Below are 19,366 nucleotides of genomic sequence, written 5' to 3' on the forward strand. Positions count from 1 at the left end.
ATCACATTCCCAAATAGGTCTTGGCCAATTCGCTGTTTCCGATCAGTTCGGCTCCGGTCCCGGACAGCACCAGGCAACCGTGTTCCATCACGTGGGCGGCATCGGCGAGCTCCAGCGACTGCATGACGTTCTGTTCGACGAGGAGGATCGTCAGTCCCGCTTCATTCAAGCGACCGATCAGTGTGAACATCTCCTCGACCAGAAGCGGCGCCAGCCCGAGCGAGGGCTCGTCCAGAATGAGCAGCTTTGGTTGCCCCATCATGCCTCGACCGATCGCGACCATCTGCTGTTCGCCGCCGGAGAGCGTTCCGGCGCGCTGGTCAAACCGCTCCTTCAGGCGTGGGAACACGCTCAGCACCTGGTCCATGGTCCGGGCACGCTGGGCTTTGCCGCGTCGGTAAGAGCCGAGTTCCAGGTTCTCGCGCACGCTCAGATCGGGAAACAGCTTGCGGCCCTCGGGCACGTGCACGAGACCTGCCGCGACGATATCGGCGGGGCTTTTTCGATCAATGCGCCGCCCGTCGAAGATCACCTCGCCGCGTTGCGGGCGAACAAGGCCCGACAGCACCTTGTTCAAGGTGGTCTTGCCGACGCCATTGGCGCCCAGCACGGCGACGATCGAACCGGCCTCGACCTTGAGGCTGATGCCACACAGCACGGAGGTGCCGTCATAGCCGGCCACGAGATCTCTGACTTCGAGCAGAGCCTCAGCCATGGCTGGTCGCCTCCGACGCGATCCGCGCAGCAGCGCCCGGCCCGAGATAGGCTTCGATGACCTTCGGCTCGCGCGTCACCTCGGCCGGGGTGCCCTCGGCAATCATCCGGCCTTCGGCCAGAACATAGACGTGATCGCACAGGCTCATCACCGCCTGCATGACGTGTTCAACCATGAGGATGGTGATGCCGTCGGCGACGAACGCCTTGATGACGGGAATGATATCGCGCACCTCGGAGGGGTTCAGCCCGGCCAGAACTTCGTCGAGCAGCAGCAGGCGCGGTCTGATCGCCAGGGCGCGGGCCAATTCCAGGCGTTTGCGCGCAGACACCGTGAGCCCGGCGGCCGGAGCCTCCAGCCGGGTTGCCAGACCAACGCGCGCGGCAATCGCAGCGGCACGATCCATCGCCTCGTCGCGGCGATGGCAGTGCAGATAGGCGCCGACGGCGATGTTCTCACGCACGCTCAGGCCGGCGAACGGCTGGACGATCTGGAACGTCCTCGCGATCCCGAGTGACGCCCTGCGATGGGGCGACAGGTGTGATATCTCCGCCTTGTCAAAGGTGATCGAGCCCGATGTCGGCGGCTCGGATCCGGAGATCAGGCTGAAAAGCGTGGTCTTGCCGGCGCCGTTCGGCCCGATCAGACCGGTGATGCCGCCGGCTTTCACCATCAGGCTGGCATTGTCGACGGCCAGGAGACCGCCGAACCGCTTGCTGGCATTGGCGACACTGAGAAGCGGAGCCATCATGCCGGTCTCCGGGTACGCCAGAACCGAGACAACCTGCTGAGAAGCCCCTGCAATCCATCACGCGCAAAGGCGATGATCAGCACCAGCAGGATACCGAACAGCGCCAGATCGATGCCGGGAACCCGGCCCGCGACGGCTTTGGCGAGTTCGCCAAGGAAATGCAGCGCGAGGGCGCCAAGCAACGGCCCGAACACGGTGCCCAATCCACCGATGATCGGCGCCAGCAGCGCCTCGACGGAAATCCAGGTGCCGAAGGCGATCGAGGAATCGACGAACAGGAAATACTGAACATAGAAGGCCCCCGCCAACGCTGTCATCGCCGCGGACAGCGTCATCGCCCGGAGTTTGACATCGAACGTATCGACGCCGAGCGCCGCGGCGGCATTTTCGTTCTCGCGCACGGCAACGAGGTAGGCGCCGAAGCGGCTCCGCTCGATGCCGCGCATCAGCAGCATGGCGGCGATGACCAGTGCAAGGATGATCCAGAAATAGAACGCCCGGCTCGCAAACTGAAAGTTCGCGGCAGCGACCTGCAGCTTGATCAAGGTGCCCGCGGCACCGCCTGTGGCCGGTGTGGCATTGGCGACGATCCGGAACACCTCGGCGAAAGCCAGCGTGATCAGGGCAAAATAGGAGCCGCGCAATCCCGATCGGAAACTCAAATAGCCGATGATGGCACCGACAAGCGCACCGATGGCCGTCGCGACCAGCATCGCCGCGTAGGCATTGATGCCGTAACGGGTTTGCAGAATCGCATTGCCGTAAGCGCCGGCACCGAAGAACGCGGCATGGCCGAAGGAAAATTGCCCGCCGTAACCCGCCAGCAAATTCCAGCCTTGCCCGGCCAAGGCGATGATCATCGCCGTGACCAGCGCATTGATGACCGTGTTGGACTGGACCACCACCGGCAGCAACGCCAGCAGCAGGGCCGTGATCGCAATCGCGCCGTAAGCCCGGACCGTGCTCATGCCTTTCGTGCTCATGCCTTGGCTCCGAACAGTCCGGTCGGGCGGATCAGCAGCACAAGGATGAAGATGACGAAAATGCCGAGCTGACCGAGGCTTTCACCAAACACGAGGCCGCAAAGGCTCTCGACGACGCCGACGAACAACCCGCCCGCGATGGCGCCGGGGATCGATCCCATGCCGCCGAGTACAACGATGGTGAAAGCCACGAGCACGTAGACGTTGCCGACGCGCGGATGCACATAATAGGTCGGCAGCAGCAGGCACGCCGCGATGGCAAGGCATGTCGCACCGAGCCCGAAGGTCACCGCATAGACATGAGCCACATCGATGCCGGCCAGGGACGCTCCAAGCTTTTCCCTGGCGACCGCGCGGATCGCCTTGCCGGTGTCGGTATGTGCCAGCAGAATCCAGAGCAGGACGGCGACGAGGCAGGAGACGCCGAAGGCAACCGCACGCGGCACGGCGAGGAATGTGAAGCCGAGGTCGAACGTCGAAAACCCGTAGGCGACATCGACGGTCCTGGTATCGGAATTGAAGACGGCAAGCAGACAATTCTCGATGACGATCGACAATCCAAGGGTGATGAGCAAGATGTTTCGATCATCGCCATGGCTGGCGGGCCCGATCACCAGGCGCTGCAAGCCATAGCCCAGCCCGAAAAAAACCAGCGCCAGCGGCACCATTGCGGCATAGGGATCGATCCCCGCCTGGAACGCCAGATAGGCCGCGAACATCGCCGCGCTCAGCATGGCGCCATGGGCGAAGTTGATGATGTGCAGCACGCCGTAGACCAGTGTCAGCCCCACCGCGATCAACGCATAGACCGCCCCGGACATCAGGCCGTTCAGCACGGCGGCAGCCAGTATATCGGGCGACATCATGAAACCTTAAGCCTTGTTGGGCCCCTGCTGGCCCTTCGCGAGAGCGACGGAATTGGCGACAAAGCCCGGGCGACCGGACTTGTTGCGCGATGCGGCTGAGACGATCAGGCCGGGACCGGGAACGCCGGCTTCGCGTCGGCAAAGCTCGACGGGAAGATGACCTTGATATCGTTGTCCTGAACCTGGGTGTTGACGGGCGCCGCACCGGTGTTCTGACCGCCGACGAATTGGGTCGGACCATAGGGCATGATGTGACCGGCAAAGGTCGAGGATGCCAGAGCCGCCACGATCGCCTTGCGGTCCGCGGACGCGGCGCGCTCGATCGCATCGGCAAGCAGCAGGACACCGGAATAATTCAGGGAAACGTTGTAGGTGAAGAATTTACCCGACGCCTCGACCTCCTTCTTCAGGGCTTGCGCCACCGCATTGCGCGGATCGTGCCAATGGTTGCAGTCCATGACGTTCTCAGCCGCTTCCGGAAATTCCTTGACGAAGCGGTAGTTGGACGCGGCGCCGTTGAGCACGCAGAACACCCCCTTCGGCTTGATCTTCTGCTGCTGCATGGTGCGCGCCAGCAGTACGAACTCGCCGTAATAGCTCGACGGGATGATGAGATCCGGATTTTTGGAGCGGATCTGCAGCGCTACGTTCGACATGTCGCGTGCCGGCGTCGGATGCGCGATGGTGTCGAGGATCTCGAAGCCGCGCTTGGGCAGCTCGGCCTGCATCAGCTTGGCAAGGCCCGAACCGAACAGGCCGTCCTCATGCACCAGGACCACGGTCTTCGCCGGCTTGCCGGCGGCATCATTGATGGTCACCAGATTGTCGAGCGCGCTCTTTGTGACGATGCCAAAGCCAGGCGCAAAGCGGAAGGTGTTGGTCAGGCCGCGCGAGACGATCTGGTCCGAGACGCCGACATCGACGATGTAGCCGAGATCATAGCGCGAGGCCGCCTGCGTTGCCGCAAGGCAGATCGGACTGGCGAAGCCGCCGACGATCGCCGCGACGCCTTCTGCCGCCATGCGCTCGACTTCCGCGGTGCCCCCTTCGGGGGTGGAGCGCGCATCGCCGAACACCATCTCCAGCCTGGCGCCTCCCAGCGATTTGATGCCACCCTTGTCGTTGATCGCCTTGATGGCAGCCACGGCACCGATCTGGCCTTGCGCGCCATCGAAGGCCAGCGCACCGGTGACCGGCTGCAGAATGCCGACCTTGACCGTCGTGCCCTGCGCCCGCAGATAGGCCGGCATCGCCACGGTTCCGGCGACCAGAGCCGCACCGCCCTTGAGGAGGCGGCGGCGCGACAAACCGGTTCTACCTGTCTTTGTCATACTGTTCTCTCCATCCTGTTGCCGCCGATGTGCGGACCAAAATCATGACGCTTTCCTGGTGATCTGATCGCCAGCCGCCGGCGCCAGCACGGTGGCCCAGCGGCGCACCCCGGCGGCTTCGGTGCGCACCATTTCCATGTGCAAGGCGTAGCGATCCGGCCGATACAATGCGCTGAGATGCTCGACGCCGCTGCCGTCGGCGGCAAAAACCGTCCGCGTCGTGCCGAGCAACGCCGAGCCGACTTCGACATCGAGCGCGGCCGCGACGTCGGGCGTCGCCAGCACCGCAGTCACTTCCTGTGTCGCGCGCTCGATCTGCACGCCGGAGCGCTCCAGCAGGGACAGCAGCGGGCGAGCGGCAAGATCAGCCTCGGTGTAAGTCAGGCCGATGCGCTGGGGAACGTGGGTGGTCAAATGCGAGAAGGGCTGGCCGTCGATCAGACGGACCCGCACCGAGAACTGGGTCTTCTCACCGGCGCCGAGCTTGAGCGTGGACGCAATCGCCGCCGACGGCTCGCGATAGTCGAAGGCAAGCAACCGAACCGCGGTTTCACGCCCCATCGCCACCAGGTTGGCCAGCACGTCGGAAAAATCCGCCACGATCGGCTTGGCCCCGCCTGCGCCAAGCACGAACGTCCCCGCGCCGCGGCGGCGGGCGATCAATCCCTCCTGCTCCAGCTCGGCCAACGCGCGCCTGACGGTGACACGCGACACGCCATATTCGGCCGCCAGCGCCTGCTCGGCCGGCAGCGTCCCCTCATGGTCGAGCCGGCCACCGGCGATCCGGTCGCGCAGCACCAGATAGACTTGTCGGGTCTTTGATGGCTCGACACCGGCCATGCGGCACCTTGTTCCTAATACATTTAAATGTATAATGCATAAGACAACTTGATACCGCAAGCCCCTTCGATCTGGCCGGACACAGGCGACACGAACCCGGATGCACCATGGCGCGCAGTCAACCGGCGATGACGATTATCGACAAGCTCTGGGATGCCCATGCCATCACCACGCGCGAGGATGGCCAGACGCTGCTGTTCATCGACCGGCACATTGTTCATGAAGGCTCGTTTCACGCCTTCAATCAGCTCAGGACTCGCGGCGCGACACTTGCACGACCCGACTTGACGTTCGGAATCGCCGATCATTATGTGCCGACCCGGCCGGCCTCCAGCGCCGCCAACACCGAGGCGGCGGGCATGATCGAACAATTGGAGCGCAACGCCCATGAACACGGCATCTTGTCGTTCGGTCAATTCGACCAGCGCCAGGGCATCGTTCATGTCGCGATCCCCGAGCAGGGCCTGACATTGCCCGGACTGTCGATCGTCTGCGGCGACAGCCATACCTCGACCCACGGCGCTTTCGGCGCTTACGCCTTCGGCATCGGCGCTTCGGAAGTCGCACATGTGCTGATGACACAGACCCTGTGGCAAAAGCGGCCGAAGCGGATGCGGATTGTCGTGGATGGGCAACTGCCCGCAGGAACCGGCGCCAAGGATATCGCGCTGACGATCATCGCAAGGATCGGCGCGGACGGCGCGCAGGGTCACGCCATCGAATACGCCGGCAACGCCATCGCAGCATTGTCGATGGAAGGCCGGATGACGCTGTGCAACCTCTCCATCGAGGCCGGCGGACGGCTCGGCCTGATCGCGCCGGACCAAACAACTTTCGACTATGTGCGCGGGCGTCCGTTCGCTCCCCGGGGTGATGATCTCGCGCGCGCCATCGAAGACTGGCGCTTGCTGGCCAGCGATGCCGACGCGGCGTTCGATCGGGAGGTCGTGCTTGATGGGCGCGAGATCGCGCCTGTCGTGACCTGGGGGACCAGCCCGGAACAGGCAGCTCCCATCGACGGGTCTGTACCGGATCCAGCGAGGATGGGCGATGAACACAAAGCCCAAGCTGCGCGAGAGGCCATCGGCTACATGGATCTTCGTCCGGGGCAGGCGCTGAACGAGATCCAGATCGATCGGGTTTTCATCGGCTCCTGCACCAACAGCCGGATTGAAGACCTGCGCGCCGCCGCCGCCATCCTCACAGGCCGGCGCTCGCGCGTGCCGGGCCTGGTGTCGCCGGGATCGTCGGCGGTGAAGCAGCAGGCGGAGCAAGAGGGCCTCGATCGGATCTTTCGCGACGCCGGGCTGGAATGGGTCGCCTCGGGCTGTTCGATGTGTGTCGGGATGAATGGCGATACGGTCCCGGCCGGCGAACGTTGCGCCTCCACCACCAATCGAAATTTCAGGGGACGCCAGGGGCGGGGCAGCCGGACCCACCTGATGTCGCCGGCCATGGTCGCCGCGGCCGCCGTCGCCGGTCACCTCGTCGATAGCCGTCTCCTTGCCCGGGAGTAGATTTCGGATGCGTCCGTTCACCACCATGGCCGCCCTCGCCTGCAAGCTGGCGATCGACAATATCGATACGGATCAATTGATCCCCGCCCGCTTCATGCGGCGCCCCCGCTCCGAGGGCTACGGCAACTTTCTGCTGCATGACCTGCGCTTCGACGCCGACGGTGCATCGAAGCCGCAATTTCCCTTGAACGATCCAAAACTGTCCGGATGCGAAGTGATCCTCGCCGGCCGCAACTTCGGATGCGGATCGTCCCGCGAGGCCGCGGTTTACGCACTCGCCGATTACGGCATCCGCGTCGTGATTGCGTCGAGCTTCGGCGATATCTTTGCCTCCAACGCAGTCAAGAACGGCGTTCTCCCGGCTCACATCAGCGAGGAAGATTCTGAGCGGCTGTTGCGCGCCGATGACCTGGTCGCTCACCGGCCCTTGACGATCGACCTTGGCGCGCAAACCATCACCGTCGGCAATCTCGTCGTGACCTTCGCCATCGACCCGGTCTGGAAGAAACAGTTGCTCAACGGTTGGGACGACATCGATATGACCCGGAGCGAAGCGGGGACCATCGCGCGGTTCGCCGAACAGGACGAAATTCGGCGTCCCTGGATGAAGCCTGCCGGTGTGCCTCCTCCAACCGCCCCGCGGGGCGGGAAGACCCGGTAGCAGCCTCGCGCCATCGGGACCCGCGCTGCGCCGGCACCCGCGATCGTGCGCATGGTGCTGCTGGAATCTGATCTGGCTGGCCATGCATACGCGACTGCCATAGCCTGTGACTTCCATAAATAAGAAACGGGGAAACATCGTGCCGGGGCTCATTCTTATTGTCATCGCAGCGCTGTTAATGGGCGGCCCGCAATCGGCCTTGGCCGCGAGCCAAAAATGGGTCGCGACCTGGGCGGGCTCGGCGCAGGGCCCCTATCCCGTCGGCAATCCATCGGCCCAGCCGGACCAGCAGTTTGCGTTTCCGTCGGCGGCGACCGGCGCCAGGGACCAGACCTTTCGCCTGATCCTGCGGCCATCCGTCTGGGGGCGGCAGGCCAGGATCCGGGTGACCAATGTGTTCGGCACGCAGCCGCTGAGCATCGACGGCGCGTTCGTCGGACTGCAGCTGGGCGGCGCGGCCCTGATGAAGGGAAGCAACCGTCCGGTCACGTTCGCGGGCAAAGCCAGCGTGACCGTGCCGGCAGGACAGTCGACATGGAGCGATCCGGTGACTTTAAGTTTTGTCCGCGATCCCGATGCCGCCGAATGGGCCGGGCGCAAGCTGGCCCTGAGTTTTCATGTCGCCGGCGACAGCGGCCCGATGACCTGGCACGCGAAAGCGTTGACGACATCTTTTGTCATCGAGCCCGGCGCCAGCGCCAAGGGACAGACGGAGGACGAAGCCGCCTTCCCCTTCGCCACCGCATCCTGGTTCTTCATCGATGCCGTCGAGATGAACATGCCGGCGGACAGTTTCGCCGTGCTGGCCTTCGGGGATTCGATCACGGACGGCACGGCGTCCACCATGAACGGCGACGACCGCTGGCCCGATGTGCTGGCGCGCCGGCTGCGCGCGGTCCACGGCAACCGCATCGCTGTCATCAATGCCGGCATCGGTGGCAACCAGATCGCGGGTCCGGCGGACTATGGCGCGTCGAAGCCGTTTCCGGGTGGTCCCGCAGCCGAACAGCGGCTCGATCGCGACGTGCTGGCGCTGTCGGGTATCTCCGCCCTGATCTGGCTGGAGGGCATCAACGACTTCAGCAGGAACGGCAACGCCTCGGTCGACACCGTGACGGGTGCCTTGAAAAGAAGTGTCGCCCGCCTGCGCGCCAGCCGGCCGGACATGACCATTCTCGGCGCCACCGTGGTCAGTGCGCTCGGCAGTTCAAGCGCGGCGCACGGTTTCCCGGAGCAGAACGACAAACGCAAGGCGCTGAACGAGGTCATCCGCACGTCGGGCCTGTTCGACGGGATCGTCGATTTCGACAAGGCGACCCTCGATCCACAAACCGGCGGTCTCAAGCCGGAATTCGTGCCCGACAGCACCACCGGCGGACCCGGCGACAAGCTGCATCCGAACCGGACCGGCTACCTGGCGATGGGACAGGTGATCGATCTCAGCCTGCTGAAGCCTCGGCCAGCCGCCCGCCGCTAGAGGCTTGTGGACGATCCGCGATCGTGCGCTGGGTTGGCGCCTGTCAGCCGATCTGGCGCCCGTCGTAAAAACCCTTATAAGTTGCAAAATACTACTTTTGATTGCACAAAAAGAGCAGAAAATTCCCCGATCTCTTGCGTCCCTGTTAAGCGATCACCGCTTGTCCATTTGACAGCGGGGGGCGATTTACCCATGTATCCGCCAATGCGGCCAGCGCGACTCCCGCTGACTCGGCCTGCTGTCTCCCCTTAAGTTATTGGAAAGACATGAATATCGTTATTGTCGAGTCGCCCGCAAAGGCCAAGACGATTAATAAGTATTTGGGCTCCTCCTACGAGGTTCTGGCCTCTTTCGGCCATGTCCGGGACCTTCCGGCCAAGAACGGATCGGTCGATCCGGAGTCGAATTTCAAGATGATCTGGGAGGTCGACCCCAAGGCGGCCAGCCGGATGAACGACATTGCCCGCGCCGTGAAGGGCGCCGACAAGCTGATCCTGGCAACCGACCCCGATCGCGAGGGCGAAGCCATCTCCTGGCACGTGCTGGAGGTCCTGAAGGAAAAGCGAGCCCTGAAGGACCAGCCGATCGAGCGCGTGGTCTTCAACGCCATCACCAAGCAGGCCGTCACCGACGCCATGAAACACCCGCGCCAGATCGATGGTGCGCTGGTCGACGCCTATATGGCGCGCCGCGCACTGGACTATCTGGTCGGCTTCAACCTTTCCCCCGTGCTCTGGCGCAAGCTGCCGGGCGCGCGTTCGGCCGGCCGGGTGCAATCGGTCGCGCTGCGGGTGGTCTGCGACCGCGAGCTCGAAATCGAAAAATTCGTGCCGCGCGAATACTGGTCGCTGCTCGCCACCCTGTCGACGCCGCGCGGCGACAGTTTTGAGGCCCGCCTGGTCGGCGCCGACGGCAAGAAGATCCAGCGCCTCGACATCGGAACCGGCGCGGAAGCCGAGGACCTGAAAAAGGCAATCGAGGCCGCGAACTTCACCGTGGCCACGGTGGAAGCCAAGCCCGCCCGTCGCAATCCCTATGCGCCCTTCACCACCTCGACGCTGCAGCAGGAGGCGAGCCGCAAGCTCGGCTTCGCGCCCGCGATCACCATGCGGATCGCACAGCGCCTGTATGAAGGCATCAATCTCGGTGGCGAAACCACCGGCCTCATTACTTATATGCGAACCGACGGCGTGCAGATCGCCGACGAAGCGATCGCCGAGGCCCGCAAGGTCATCGGCGAGGATTACGGCAAGGATTACGTGCCGGGCGCGCCGCGCCAGTATCAGACCAAGGCCAAGAACGCGCAGGAAGCCCACGAAGCCATCCGCCCGACCGACCTGTCGCGCCGTCCGCGCGATCTGGCCGGGAAACTCGATTCCGATCAGGCCAAGCTTTACGAACTGATCTGGCTGCGCACCATCGCAAGCCAAATGGAATCCGCCGAACTGGAGCGGACCACGGTCGACATCACGGCCAAGGCCGGCGCCCGCACACTGGAACTGCGCGCCACCGGACAGGTGGTGAAGTTCGACGGCTTCCTGGCGCTGTATCAGGAAGGCATCGACGACGCCGGTGACGACGACGACAGCCGCCGCCTGCCCGCCATGAGCGAGGGCGAAGCGCTGAAGCGCGAGGCGCTGGCGGTGAACCAGCATTTCACCGAGCCGCCGCCGCGCTTCTCGGAAGCGTCGCTGGTCAAGCGCATGGAAGAGCTCGGCATCGGCCGTCCCTCGACCTACGCCTCGATCATCCAGGTGCTGAAGGACCGCGGTTACGTCAAGCTGGAGAAGAAGCGGCTGTACGGCGAGGACAAGGGCCGCGTCGTCATCGCCTTCCTGGAGAATTTCTTCGCCCGTTATGTCGAGTTCGACTTCACGGCCAATCTCGAAGAACAGCTCGACCGTGTCTCCAACAACGAGATCTCCTGGCAGGAGGTGCTGAAGGATTTCTGGCGCGACTTCATCGCGGCTGTCGACGGCATCAAGGACGTGCGCGTCTCCGAAGTGCTCGACGTGCTCGACGAGATGCTGGGCCCGCACATTTATGCACCGCGTGAAGACGGTGGCGATCCACGCCAGTGCCCGACCTGCGGCACCGGCAAGCTCAATCTCAAGGCCGGCAAGTTCGGCGCCTTCGTCGGCTGCTCGAATTATCCGGAATGCCGTTACACCCGCCCCCTTGCCTCCAGCGGCGAAGGTGGCGGCGACCGCGTGCTGGGCCAGGATCCCGAGACCGGGTTCGACGTCGCGGTGAAGTCCGGCCGGTTCGGGCCCTACATCCAGCTCGGCGAGCCGAAGAACTATGGCGAGGACGAGAAGCCGAAACGCGCCGGCATTCCCAAGGGCATGTCGCCCGGCGATGTCGAGTTCGAACTGGCGCTGAAGCTGCTGTCGCTGCCGCGTGAAGTCGGCCTGCATCCGGAAGACGGCGAGCCGATCAAGGCCGGCATCGGCCGGTTCGGCCCCTACGTGCAGCACATCAAGACCTACGCCAGCCTGGAGGCCGGCGACGAGGTCTACACCATCGGCCTCAATCGTGCCGTGGCGCTGATCGCCGACAAGATCGCCAAGGGCCCGAGCAAGCGCCGGTTCGGCGCCGATCCGGGCAAGCCGATCGGCGAGCATCCGGAGCACGGCACCGTGGCGGTCAAGAGCGGGCGCTACGGCGCCTATGTGACCGCCAACGGCATCAATGCAACGATCCCCAGCGACAAGACGCCGGAGACGATCACGATCGGCGAGGCCATTGCGCTGATCGACGAACGCGCGGCCAAGGGCGGCGGCGGCAAGGCCAAACGCGCCGCGCCGAAGAAGGCCGCGAAGCCGAAAAAGGCCGCGGCCAAGGCTGCGGCAACGGACGCTTCCACGGAGCCGAAGAAGCCGGCCGCCAAACCGGCAGCGAAGGCGAAGGCCGCCACCAAAGCGACCAAACCGCGGGAAGCCGCGGCACCCAAGGCCGTCAAGGCGGCCCCCAAACCTGTCGCAAAGAAAGCCGCCGGCAAGGCCCGCGGCTAGCGGGATGAAATGAAGTTATCCCGTCATCCTGAGGTGGCCATGCGCAGCATGGCCCTCGAAGGGCGACGGGCCCGGGCGTCACGGGCCGTACATCCTTCGAGGCTCGCTTTCGCTCGCACCTCAGGATGACGGTTAACATGATCATGTTCCCGCATGCGCAACCATTAAAATGAGGCATGATCCACACAATCGGGAATCGGTTGTGGGGTCATGTCCAAACAAACGAAAGACAAAGACTCATTGAAGAAACCACATGACGCAGCCGATGCCTTCCCGAGCCGGGACAGCATCGTTGCGTTTATTCGCGCACAACCCGGCAAGGTCGGGACCCGCGAAATCGCCCGCGAATTCGGGCTCAAGAATGCCGCCCGCGTTGAATTGAAACGCATTTTGCGCGACTTGCGCGAAACCGGCGTCATCGCCAAAAAGGGCAAGGCGCTCCACGACAACGCAACGCTGCCGCCGACCATCGTCGCCGATGTCACCGGCAAGGATGCGGATGGCGAATTGATCGCCTCCCCCGCCGAATGGGACGAGGCGGACGGCGAACCACCGAAAATCCGGCTCTATCTGCCGCGCCACCCGCAACCCGGCACCGCCGTCGGTGTCGGCGATCGGGCGTTGCTGCGCATCGACAAGCTCGAGGATGACGATGATGCCGCCTATCGCGGCCGCGTCATCAAGGTGCTGGATCAGGCGAGACATCGCGTGCTCGGCATCTACCGCGCCAACCCACCGACAAGCCGACAAGGCGGAGGGCGCCTCATCCCCGTCGACAAGAAACAGGCAGGACGCGAACTCGCGATCGCGGAAGCCGATCGCGGCGGCGCGCAGGACGGCGATCTCGTCAGTGTCGACCTGTTGCGCGGGCGCGGCTACGGCCTGCCCGCGGGCCGGGTCAAGGAACGGCTGGGATCACTGAAGACCGAAAAGGCGGTCAGCCTGATCGCGATCCATGCGCACGAGATTCCGCAGGAGTTTCCGGCAGACGTGTTGCGCGAGGCTGACAGCGCCGAGACGGCAACGCTGGAGGGCCGCGAAGATTGGCGCGATGTGCCCCTCGTCACCATCGATCCGCCGGACGCCAAGGACCATGACGACGCCGTGCATGCGGAGCCGGACAGCGATCCCAACAACCGCGGCGGCTTCATCGTCAATGTCGCCATCGCCGACGTCGCATTTTATGTGCGGCCAGGCTCGGCGCTCGATCGCGAGGCGCTCAAGCGCGGCAACTCGGTGTACTTCCCCGATCGGGTGGTGCCGATGCTGCCCGAGCGCATCTCCAACGATCTGTGTTCGCTGCGGCCGTCCGAACCGCGCGGCGCACTCGCTGTGCGGATGGTGATCGCGCCCGACGGGCGCAAGAAATCGCACACCTTCCACCGCGTGCTGATGCGCTCGGCGGCGAAGCTGAGTTATGCCCAGGCACAAGCCGCGATCGACGGCCGGCCCGACGATATCACCGGCCCGCTGCTGACACCGATCCTCGAGCCGCTGTACGCGGCCTATGCCTGCGTCAAGCGCGCGCGTGACGAGCGCGATCCGCTCGATCTCGATTTGCCGGAACGCAAGATCCTGCTGAAGGCGGATGGTACCGTCGATCGCGTGGTGACGCCGGAGCGCCTCGACGCGCATCGGCTGATCGAGGAATTCATGATCCTCGCCAACGTGGCGGCGGCGGAGACGCTGGAGAAAAAAGCGCTGCCGCTGATCTACCGCGTGCATGACGAGCCGACCACCGAGAAGGTGCACAACCTTCAGGAGTTTTTGAAAACGCTGGACATGAACTTCGCCAAGTCCGGCGCGTTGCGTCCCGCGATGTTCAACCGCGTGCTGGCACAAGTGAAGGGACATGACGCGGAGCCGCTGGTGAACGAGGTTGTGCTGCGCTCGCAATCGCAGGCCGAATATGCATCGGAAAACTACGGCCACTTCGGATTGAACCTGCGGCGCTACGCCCACTTCACCTCGCCGATCCGCCGCTACGCCGATCTCGTGGTGCATCGTGGCCTGATCCGCGCGCTGGGGCTTGGCGCCGGCGCCCTGCCGGAAACCGAAACGGTGGAGACCTTGAGTGAAATTGCCGCAGGCATTTCGCTCACCGAACGCCGCGCCATGAAGGCGGAACGAGAGACCGCCGACCGGCTGATTGCGCATTTCCTGGCCGATCGCGTCGGCGCAACCTTCGAGGGGCGGATTTCCGGGGTTACGCGCGCCGGATTGTTTGTAAAATTGACTGGCACCGGTGCCGACGGTCTCATTCCGATCCGCACGCTGGGCAGCGAGTATTATAATTATGACGAAACGCGCCACGCCCTGATCGGCTCGCGCAGCGGAGCCATGCACCGTCTGGGTGACGTGGTTGAAGTTCGTCTGGTAGAAGCTGCCCCAGTCGCCGGCGCGTTGCGCTTTGAACTGTTGTCCGAAGGCACTATATTAACACGGGGCCGACGATCGGATCGCGGCCACAAAGCCGATCCCGCAAGCGGCGTGTTTCGCAAGGATGGTCCTCACAAGGAAGCTCCTTACAAGGACTCGGGCAAGCGCAAGGGCGGCAAGGGCAAACCCGGCCGACATCCATCGCGCAAGGGCAAGCCGAAGAAAGGCAAGAAGGGATAAGTCATGGCTCAGGATGCATTGACTCAAGATGCAGTGGCGACTTCGGAGCCGAAGGCCTGGACAGCGAACGACTCCGTGCAGCCGAAGCGCGATGTGTGGCAGGCGATGCGGCGCGGCTTTCGCGGCCGCTGCCCGCGCTGCGGCGAAGGCAAGATCTTTCGTGCCTTCCTGAAGGTCGCTGACAACTGCTCGGTGTGCGGCCAGGACTTCAGCCACCACCGCGCCGACGATCTGCCCGCCTATCTCGTCATTGTCATTGTCGGTCACATCATCGTGCCGCTGGCGCTGTGGATCGAGACCGACTATGCGCCACCGGTCGGCCTGCAACTCGCGGTTTATCTGCCATTGACGCTTGTGGCGTCGCTTGCTCTGCTGCAACCTGTCAAAGGCGCGGTTGTCGCACTGCAATGGGCGTTCCGGATGCATGGCTTCGAGGGCGAGGCCGACGGAAATTCCGGCGCGGGTGGTGCGGCGCCGACATAATTCCGCGAGACAAAAATAAAAGGCAGGGAATGAACGCACCAACATCTTTCTTCAAGGGTGAAAAAGAAGACGACAGTCATCCCTACTTCCGGCCGAAGGATGCAGCGACGCTGATCCTGATCGATCGCAGCGGACCAAAGCCGAAGGTGCTGGTCGGCCGGCGTCACGACAAGGTCGTGTTCATGCCAGGCAAGTATGTGTTTCCCGGCGGGCGTGTCGACAAATCCGACAACCGCATTCCGGTCGCTGCACCGATTCCGGCCGAACTCGAAGCCAGCCTGATGCGCGGCAGCCCGAAGATCGCGCCCTCACGCGCACGGGCCCTGGCGGTGGCGGCCATTCGTGAGGCCTGCGAAGAGACCGGGCTCTGCCTCGGACGCAAGAGCGACGCCGCCAGGTCCGCGAAACTCGACGGCGCCTGGAAGCCCTTTGCCGAGGAAGGTCTACTTCCCGATCCGTCCAGCCTGTTTCTGATTGCACGCGCCATCACCCCGCCCGGACGCGTGCGGCGTTTCGATACGCGCTTCTTCTCGGCTGAGGCGTCCGCTATCACCCATCGCGTTCCCAACGTCATCCACGCCGACGCCGAACTGGTCGAACTGGTGTGGGTGGAAATCGGATCGGAGCCGCTGGCGGCCGCGCACAACATGACCAAGGCGGTGCTGCACCAGCTCGACAAGCGGCTGGCCACTGGCCCCCTGCGCCACGACGCGCCGATCCCGTTCTTTCACTGGTACGGTGGCGCGATGCAGATGGATACCCTTGCGCCGGACGCCTGACGCCCTAGATCAATCCCCACGCCGGTTTGGCTCATGGTGTCGGGGGAATTGATCGATGGCCGAAAAAAAGCAGCTGCGCCTTGGCGCGTTCATGCGTCCGATCAGCCTTCATACCGGGGCGTGGCGTTACCCCGGCGCGTTTCCCGACGCGAATTTCAACCTGACGCATCTCAAACGTTTCATCCAGACGCTGGAACGTGGAAAATTTGATGCGTTCTTCATGGCCGACCACCTGGCCGTGCTGAACATGCCGATCAATGCGCTCAAGCGTAGCCACACCGTGACGTCATTCGAACCCTTCACCCTGCTCTCGGCGCTGTCCGGCGCCACCGAGCGGATCGGCCTGGTCGCCACCGCCTCTACGACTTTCGACGAGCCCTATCACATCGCCCGCCGGTTCGCCTCGCTGGACCATATCAGCGGCGGTCGCGCCGGCTGGAATATCGTCACCACCTCGAACCCGGACGCGGCGCTGAATTTCGGCCTCGACGACCATATGGAGCATGACGAGCGTTATGCCCGCGCGCGGGAATTCTATGACGTCGTCACTGGGCTCTGGGATTCCTTCGCCGACGACGCTTTCGTGCGCGATGTCGAGAGCGGGCTGTTTGTCGATCCCGCAAAGATGCACACTCTCAATCACAAGGGCAAATATCTTTCGGTGCGTGGCCCGCTGAACATCGCCCGCCCGATACAGGGCTGGCCGGTGATCGTGCAGGCCGGCGCGTCGGAAGCCGGCCGGCAGCTTGCGGCCGAGACCGCCGAGGTGATCTTCGGCGCCTCGGCCAATCTCGCCGCCGGCCAAGCCTTCTACGCCGACGTCAAGGGACGCCTCGATAAGCTCGGACGCCACCGCGACCACCTCAAGATCTTGCCCGGCGCGTTCGTGCTGGTTGCCGACAGCGACGAGCAGGCGCGCGAAAAACTCGCAGTGCTCGACAGCAAGGTGCATTATGAGAGCGGCGTCGCATCGCTCTCGATCGCGATCGGACATGATGCCTCCGGCTTCGATCCCGACGGCCCGCTGCCGGAGATTGCCGAAACCAACGCCAGCCAGACCAGCCGCGCCCGCGTGGTGGAAGCCGCCAAACGCGACAATCTCACGGTGCGCCAGCTCGCGCGCCGGCTCGGCGGTTATTCCGGACTGAAGTTCATGGGCACGCCGAAAACCATCGCCGACCAGATGGAGGAATGGCTGGTTACTGAAGGCAGCGACGGCTTCAACATCATGTTCCCGTATCTGCCCGAGGGCCTCGACGACTTCGTCGGCAAGGTGGTGCCGGAGCTGCAGCGGCGCGGCATCTTCCGTCGCGACTATGAAGGCACCACATTGCGCGAGCACCTGGGACTGCCGCGGCCGAAGAACCAATTTTTTCGCTGAGGCAAACCGCCATTTGGGCTATAACTTCATCCATCTGACGATGTGAGGTCGAGATGCTGGCGAAATCCGTTTCACCTGATCCGCAATGCTTCGACGCATTGCAGGGCGCCGACTTCGCCGATGCCTTTCGCCTGCAGACCACCGAGCCCGGCCTCGATGCGATGACTGCGGCCGAGCGCGTCATGAATGGCATTCCCAGCTGGATCACGGCACTGATCACCGTCCGTAATGCCCTGGTGGCTCCGTTCGGCCTGAAGAGCGGCCATGAGCCCCTGCCGCGCGGCGGCCGCCGCATCGGCCTGTTTCCCCTTGTGAGCGAGGCACCGGGACAGGTGGTGCTGGGAATGGACGACAAGCATCTGGATTTCCGGCTGGTGATATCCGCGCCCGGCACCGGCGCCATCACGGGGACCACCCTGGTGCGGACCCACAATCTGCCCGGCCGAATCTACCTGCAGCTGGTGCTGCCGTTCCACCGGCTGATCGTGCCCCGGATGATGCGCCAGATCCTTCTTCCCCGGGGTTAAGGGCCTGAAAACACCCGCTTTTACGGCCAAGCCGCTGAAAACGCGGGTTTTTCCCCGCACAAAAGCTTGACTTTGCGGCGTTCCCGGCTAGTTTGCCGCCCAAACGCGGGTCCGGCGTGGCTGGCCCGCTTTTCTCATTTTCAGATACCACGTTCAGGCATTCGAGGGTTTCGCCATGGCCAAAGCGGTCACCATCAAGGTCAAGCTGGTTTCCAGCGCCGACACCGGCTTCTACTACGTGGCCAAGAAGAACTCGCGCACGATGACCGACAAGCTCGTCAAGAAGAAGTACGATCCGGTCGCCAAGAAGCACGTCGAGTTCAAGGAAGCCAAGATCAAGTAATCACGCCGCAGATCGATGCGAGCGAAGCAACGGGGCCTCTGGGCCCCGTTTTTGTTTTTGGGCACACGAGATGCTCTACGGTCGCAGGCTTCGTTGCAGAAACCGCACCGCGTCAGTGATCGACTGGTCGCGGACCGCCGCATCGAACACCATCGAATATCCGGGAGCTTCAGCCATGCAGACACCGATGGAATTCGGGTCGAACGGCTTGGTCTGATCGCCGCTGAGGAACAGCGGCCGGTTCGGCCCCAGCAGAATGAGCGGACATTTTTTCGTGCTGACGTACTGCGGGTAGAAGCGCAAAGGCCCCAGGCTGGAAACCGTCCACGCATGGTAAGCACCCGGATAGGTCACGGTTTCGATCGGCGCCGGATGGCCCGCGGCCCGCGCGTAGGCCAGATAACTTCCGATCTTCGCCAGAGGCAGATTGTCGTCCTTTTCGCCGAGCAGCATCAGCACGGGCGATCCGGTGTAGGCACCGTGGTCGGCAATCACACCAAAGCTGCCGGCGGGATAGAAGGCGACATGGGCGGCAAATCGCAGCGGACCGGGATCGAGCGCCGATCGCAGCGACGCGAAGGCTGTCATATGAGCGATCTCTCCGCCAAACGAGAACCCCATGATGGCGATGCGATCGGCGTCGATCCTGGGATCGCTCGCCAGCCGCCGCAACGCGGCGTAGGCATCCGCCGTGCCGGCGATCAAATAGGCCGGGGACGCCGACATCTCCGCCCCCGAGCTTCCGCGGGCGGCGAAGCTGTCATAGGTCAGAGTCGCAAAGCCTGATTTGCGCAGCTCGGCGGCGACATAACCTTCATTGGCATCGCGATAGCCGCTGATCGTGTGAACGACAATAACAACAGGATAGCGATCCTTTTTCTGGTCCGGAAAGCCCAGCGACGCGTGAATCGTCACCGTTGTGGTTGCGGGCTCCCGCGCCAAAAGCTGACGAAAGTCGCCGTACGTGGACGATTGAAACGTGACCTCGGTCACCCCGGCTTGAGCGCTTTGGCAATGCGCTGTCGCCGTTCCATAGACGAGCGTCGCCACCAGGACGCAGAGCATCTGGTACATGGGGC

General features: G+C 63.8%; 17 protein-coding genes. 10 read left to right on the plus strand and 7 right to left on the minus strand.

Annotation, left to right across the window (positions count from 1 at the left end):
• Window position 1 precedes the first annotated feature (1 nt).
• From RS897_RS35700 to RS897_RS35725, 6 genes are all read right to left on the minus strand, one after another.
• Complete coding sequence (locus RS897_RS35700) at window positions 2-703, minus strand: ABC transporter ATP-binding protein (protein ID WP_315838855.1); 702 nt, start codon at window positions 701-703, stop codon at window positions 2-4.
• Window positions 704-707: 4 nt separating this feature from the next.
• A complete protein-coding gene (locus RS897_RS35705; RefSeq protein ID WP_315833358.1) occupies window positions 708-1,466 on the minus strand; it encodes an ABC transporter ATP-binding protein in 759 nt (252 codons plus the stop codon).
• Window positions 1,463-2,434, minus strand: a complete 972-nt coding sequence (locus RS897_RS35710; protein WP_407654589.1) for a branched-chain amino acid ABC transporter permease — start codon at window positions 2,432-2,434, stop codon at window positions 1,463-1,465. Before RS897_RS35710 ends, RS897_RS35705 begins: the two co-directional genes overlap by 4 nt.
• An 11-nt stretch (window positions 2,435-2,445) precedes the next feature.
• Window positions 2,446-3,315, minus strand: a complete 870-nt coding sequence (locus RS897_RS35715) for a branched-chain amino acid ABC transporter permease (RefSeq protein ID WP_315833360.1) — start codon at window positions 3,313-3,315, stop codon at window positions 2,446-2,448.
• 104 nt (window positions 3,316-3,419) lie between these two features.
• Window positions 3,420-4,646, minus strand: a complete 1,227-nt coding sequence (locus RS897_RS35720) for an ABC transporter substrate-binding protein (protein WP_315833361.1) — start codon at window positions 4,644-4,646, stop codon at window positions 3,420-3,422.
• A gap of 42 nt (window positions 4,647-4,688) precedes the next feature.
• Window positions 4,689-5,486, minus strand: coding sequence for a GntR family transcriptional regulator (locus RS897_RS35725; protein ID WP_315833362.1), 798 nt, complete (start codon window positions 5,484-5,486; stop codon window positions 4,689-4,691).
• 107 nt (window positions 5,487-5,593) lie between these two features.
• Here RS897_RS35725 and leuC point away from each other — a divergent pair, with 107 nt between their 5' ends.
• The 10 genes from leuC to rpmG all read left to right on the plus strand — a co-directional run bounded on the left by leuC (window position 5,594) and on the right by rpmG (window position 18,287).
• Window positions 5,594-7,003, plus strand: a complete 1,410-nt coding sequence (gene leuC / locus RS897_RS35730) for a 3-isopropylmalate dehydratase large subunit (protein ID WP_315833363.1) — start codon at window positions 5,594-5,596, stop codon at window positions 7,001-7,003.
• Between the two features lie 7 nt (window positions 7,004-7,010).
• Window positions 7,011-7,664, plus strand: a complete 654-nt coding sequence (gene leuD / locus RS897_RS35735) for a 3-isopropylmalate dehydratase small subunit (protein WP_315833364.1) — start codon at window positions 7,011-7,013, stop codon at window positions 7,662-7,664.
• Between the two features lie 139 nt (window positions 7,665-7,803).
• Window positions 7,804-9,141 (plus strand): GDSL-type esterase/lipase family protein, encoded by a 1,338-nt coding sequence (locus RS897_RS35740; RefSeq protein ID WP_315833365.1) that lies wholly within the window; start codon window positions 7,804-7,806, stop codon window positions 9,139-9,141.
• A 266-nt stretch (window positions 9,142-9,407) separates the two neighbouring features.
• A complete protein-coding gene (topA, locus tag RS897_RS35745; protein ID WP_315833366.1) occupies window positions 9,408-12,155 on the plus strand; it encodes a type I DNA topoisomerase in 2,748 nt (915 codons plus the stop codon).
• Window positions 12,156-12,395: 240 nt separating this feature from the next.
• Complete coding sequence (gene rnr / locus RS897_RS35750; RefSeq protein WP_315833367.1) at window positions 12,396-14,774, plus strand: ribonuclease R; 2,379 nt, start codon at window positions 12,396-12,398, stop codon at window positions 14,772-14,774.
• A gap of 3 nt (window positions 14,775-14,777) precedes the next feature.
• Entirely contained in the window at window positions 14,778-15,257 is a 480-nt protein-coding gene (locus RS897_RS35755) for a DUF983 domain-containing protein (protein WP_315833368.1), read from the plus strand.
• Window positions 15,258-15,286: 29 nt separating this feature from the next.
• Entirely contained in the window at window positions 15,287-16,036 is a 750-nt protein-coding gene (locus tag RS897_RS35760) for an NUDIX hydrolase (protein ID WP_315833369.1), read from the plus strand.
• Window positions 16,037-16,091: 55 nt separating this feature from the next.
• On the plus strand, window positions 16,092-17,417 hold the full coding sequence (locus RS897_RS35765; protein ID WP_315833370.1) for an LLM class flavin-dependent oxidoreductase: 1,326 nt from the start codon (window positions 16,092-16,094) through the stop codon (window positions 17,415-17,417).
• Between the two features lie 53 nt (window positions 17,418-17,470).
• Window positions 17,471-17,944 (plus strand): DUF2867 domain-containing protein, encoded by a 474-nt coding sequence (locus RS897_RS35770; RefSeq protein ID WP_315833371.1) that lies wholly within the window; start codon window positions 17,471-17,473, stop codon window positions 17,942-17,944.
• Window positions 17,945-18,119: 175 nt separating this feature from the next.
• A complete protein-coding gene (rpmG, locus tag RS897_RS35775; protein ID WP_315833372.1) occupies window positions 18,120-18,287 on the plus strand; it encodes a 50S ribosomal protein L33 in 168 nt (55 codons plus the stop codon).
• Window positions 18,288-18,362: 75 nt separating this feature from the next.
• Here rpmG and RS897_RS35780 read toward each other — a convergent pair whose 3' ends face one another.
• Window positions 18,363-19,361: a dienelactone hydrolase family protein gene (locus RS897_RS35780; protein WP_315833373.1), complete on the minus strand. Its 999-nt coding sequence runs from the start codon at window positions 19,359-19,361 to the stop codon at window positions 18,363-18,365.
• Window positions 19,362-19,366 lie beyond the last annotated feature (5 nt).

Origin of the sequence: Bradyrhizobium prioriisuperbiae (assembly GCF_032397745.1) — a bacterium.
Taxonomy (GTDB): Bacteria; Pseudomonadota; Alphaproteobacteria; order Rhizobiales; family Xanthobacteraceae; genus Bradyrhizobium_A; species Bradyrhizobium_A prioriisuperbiae.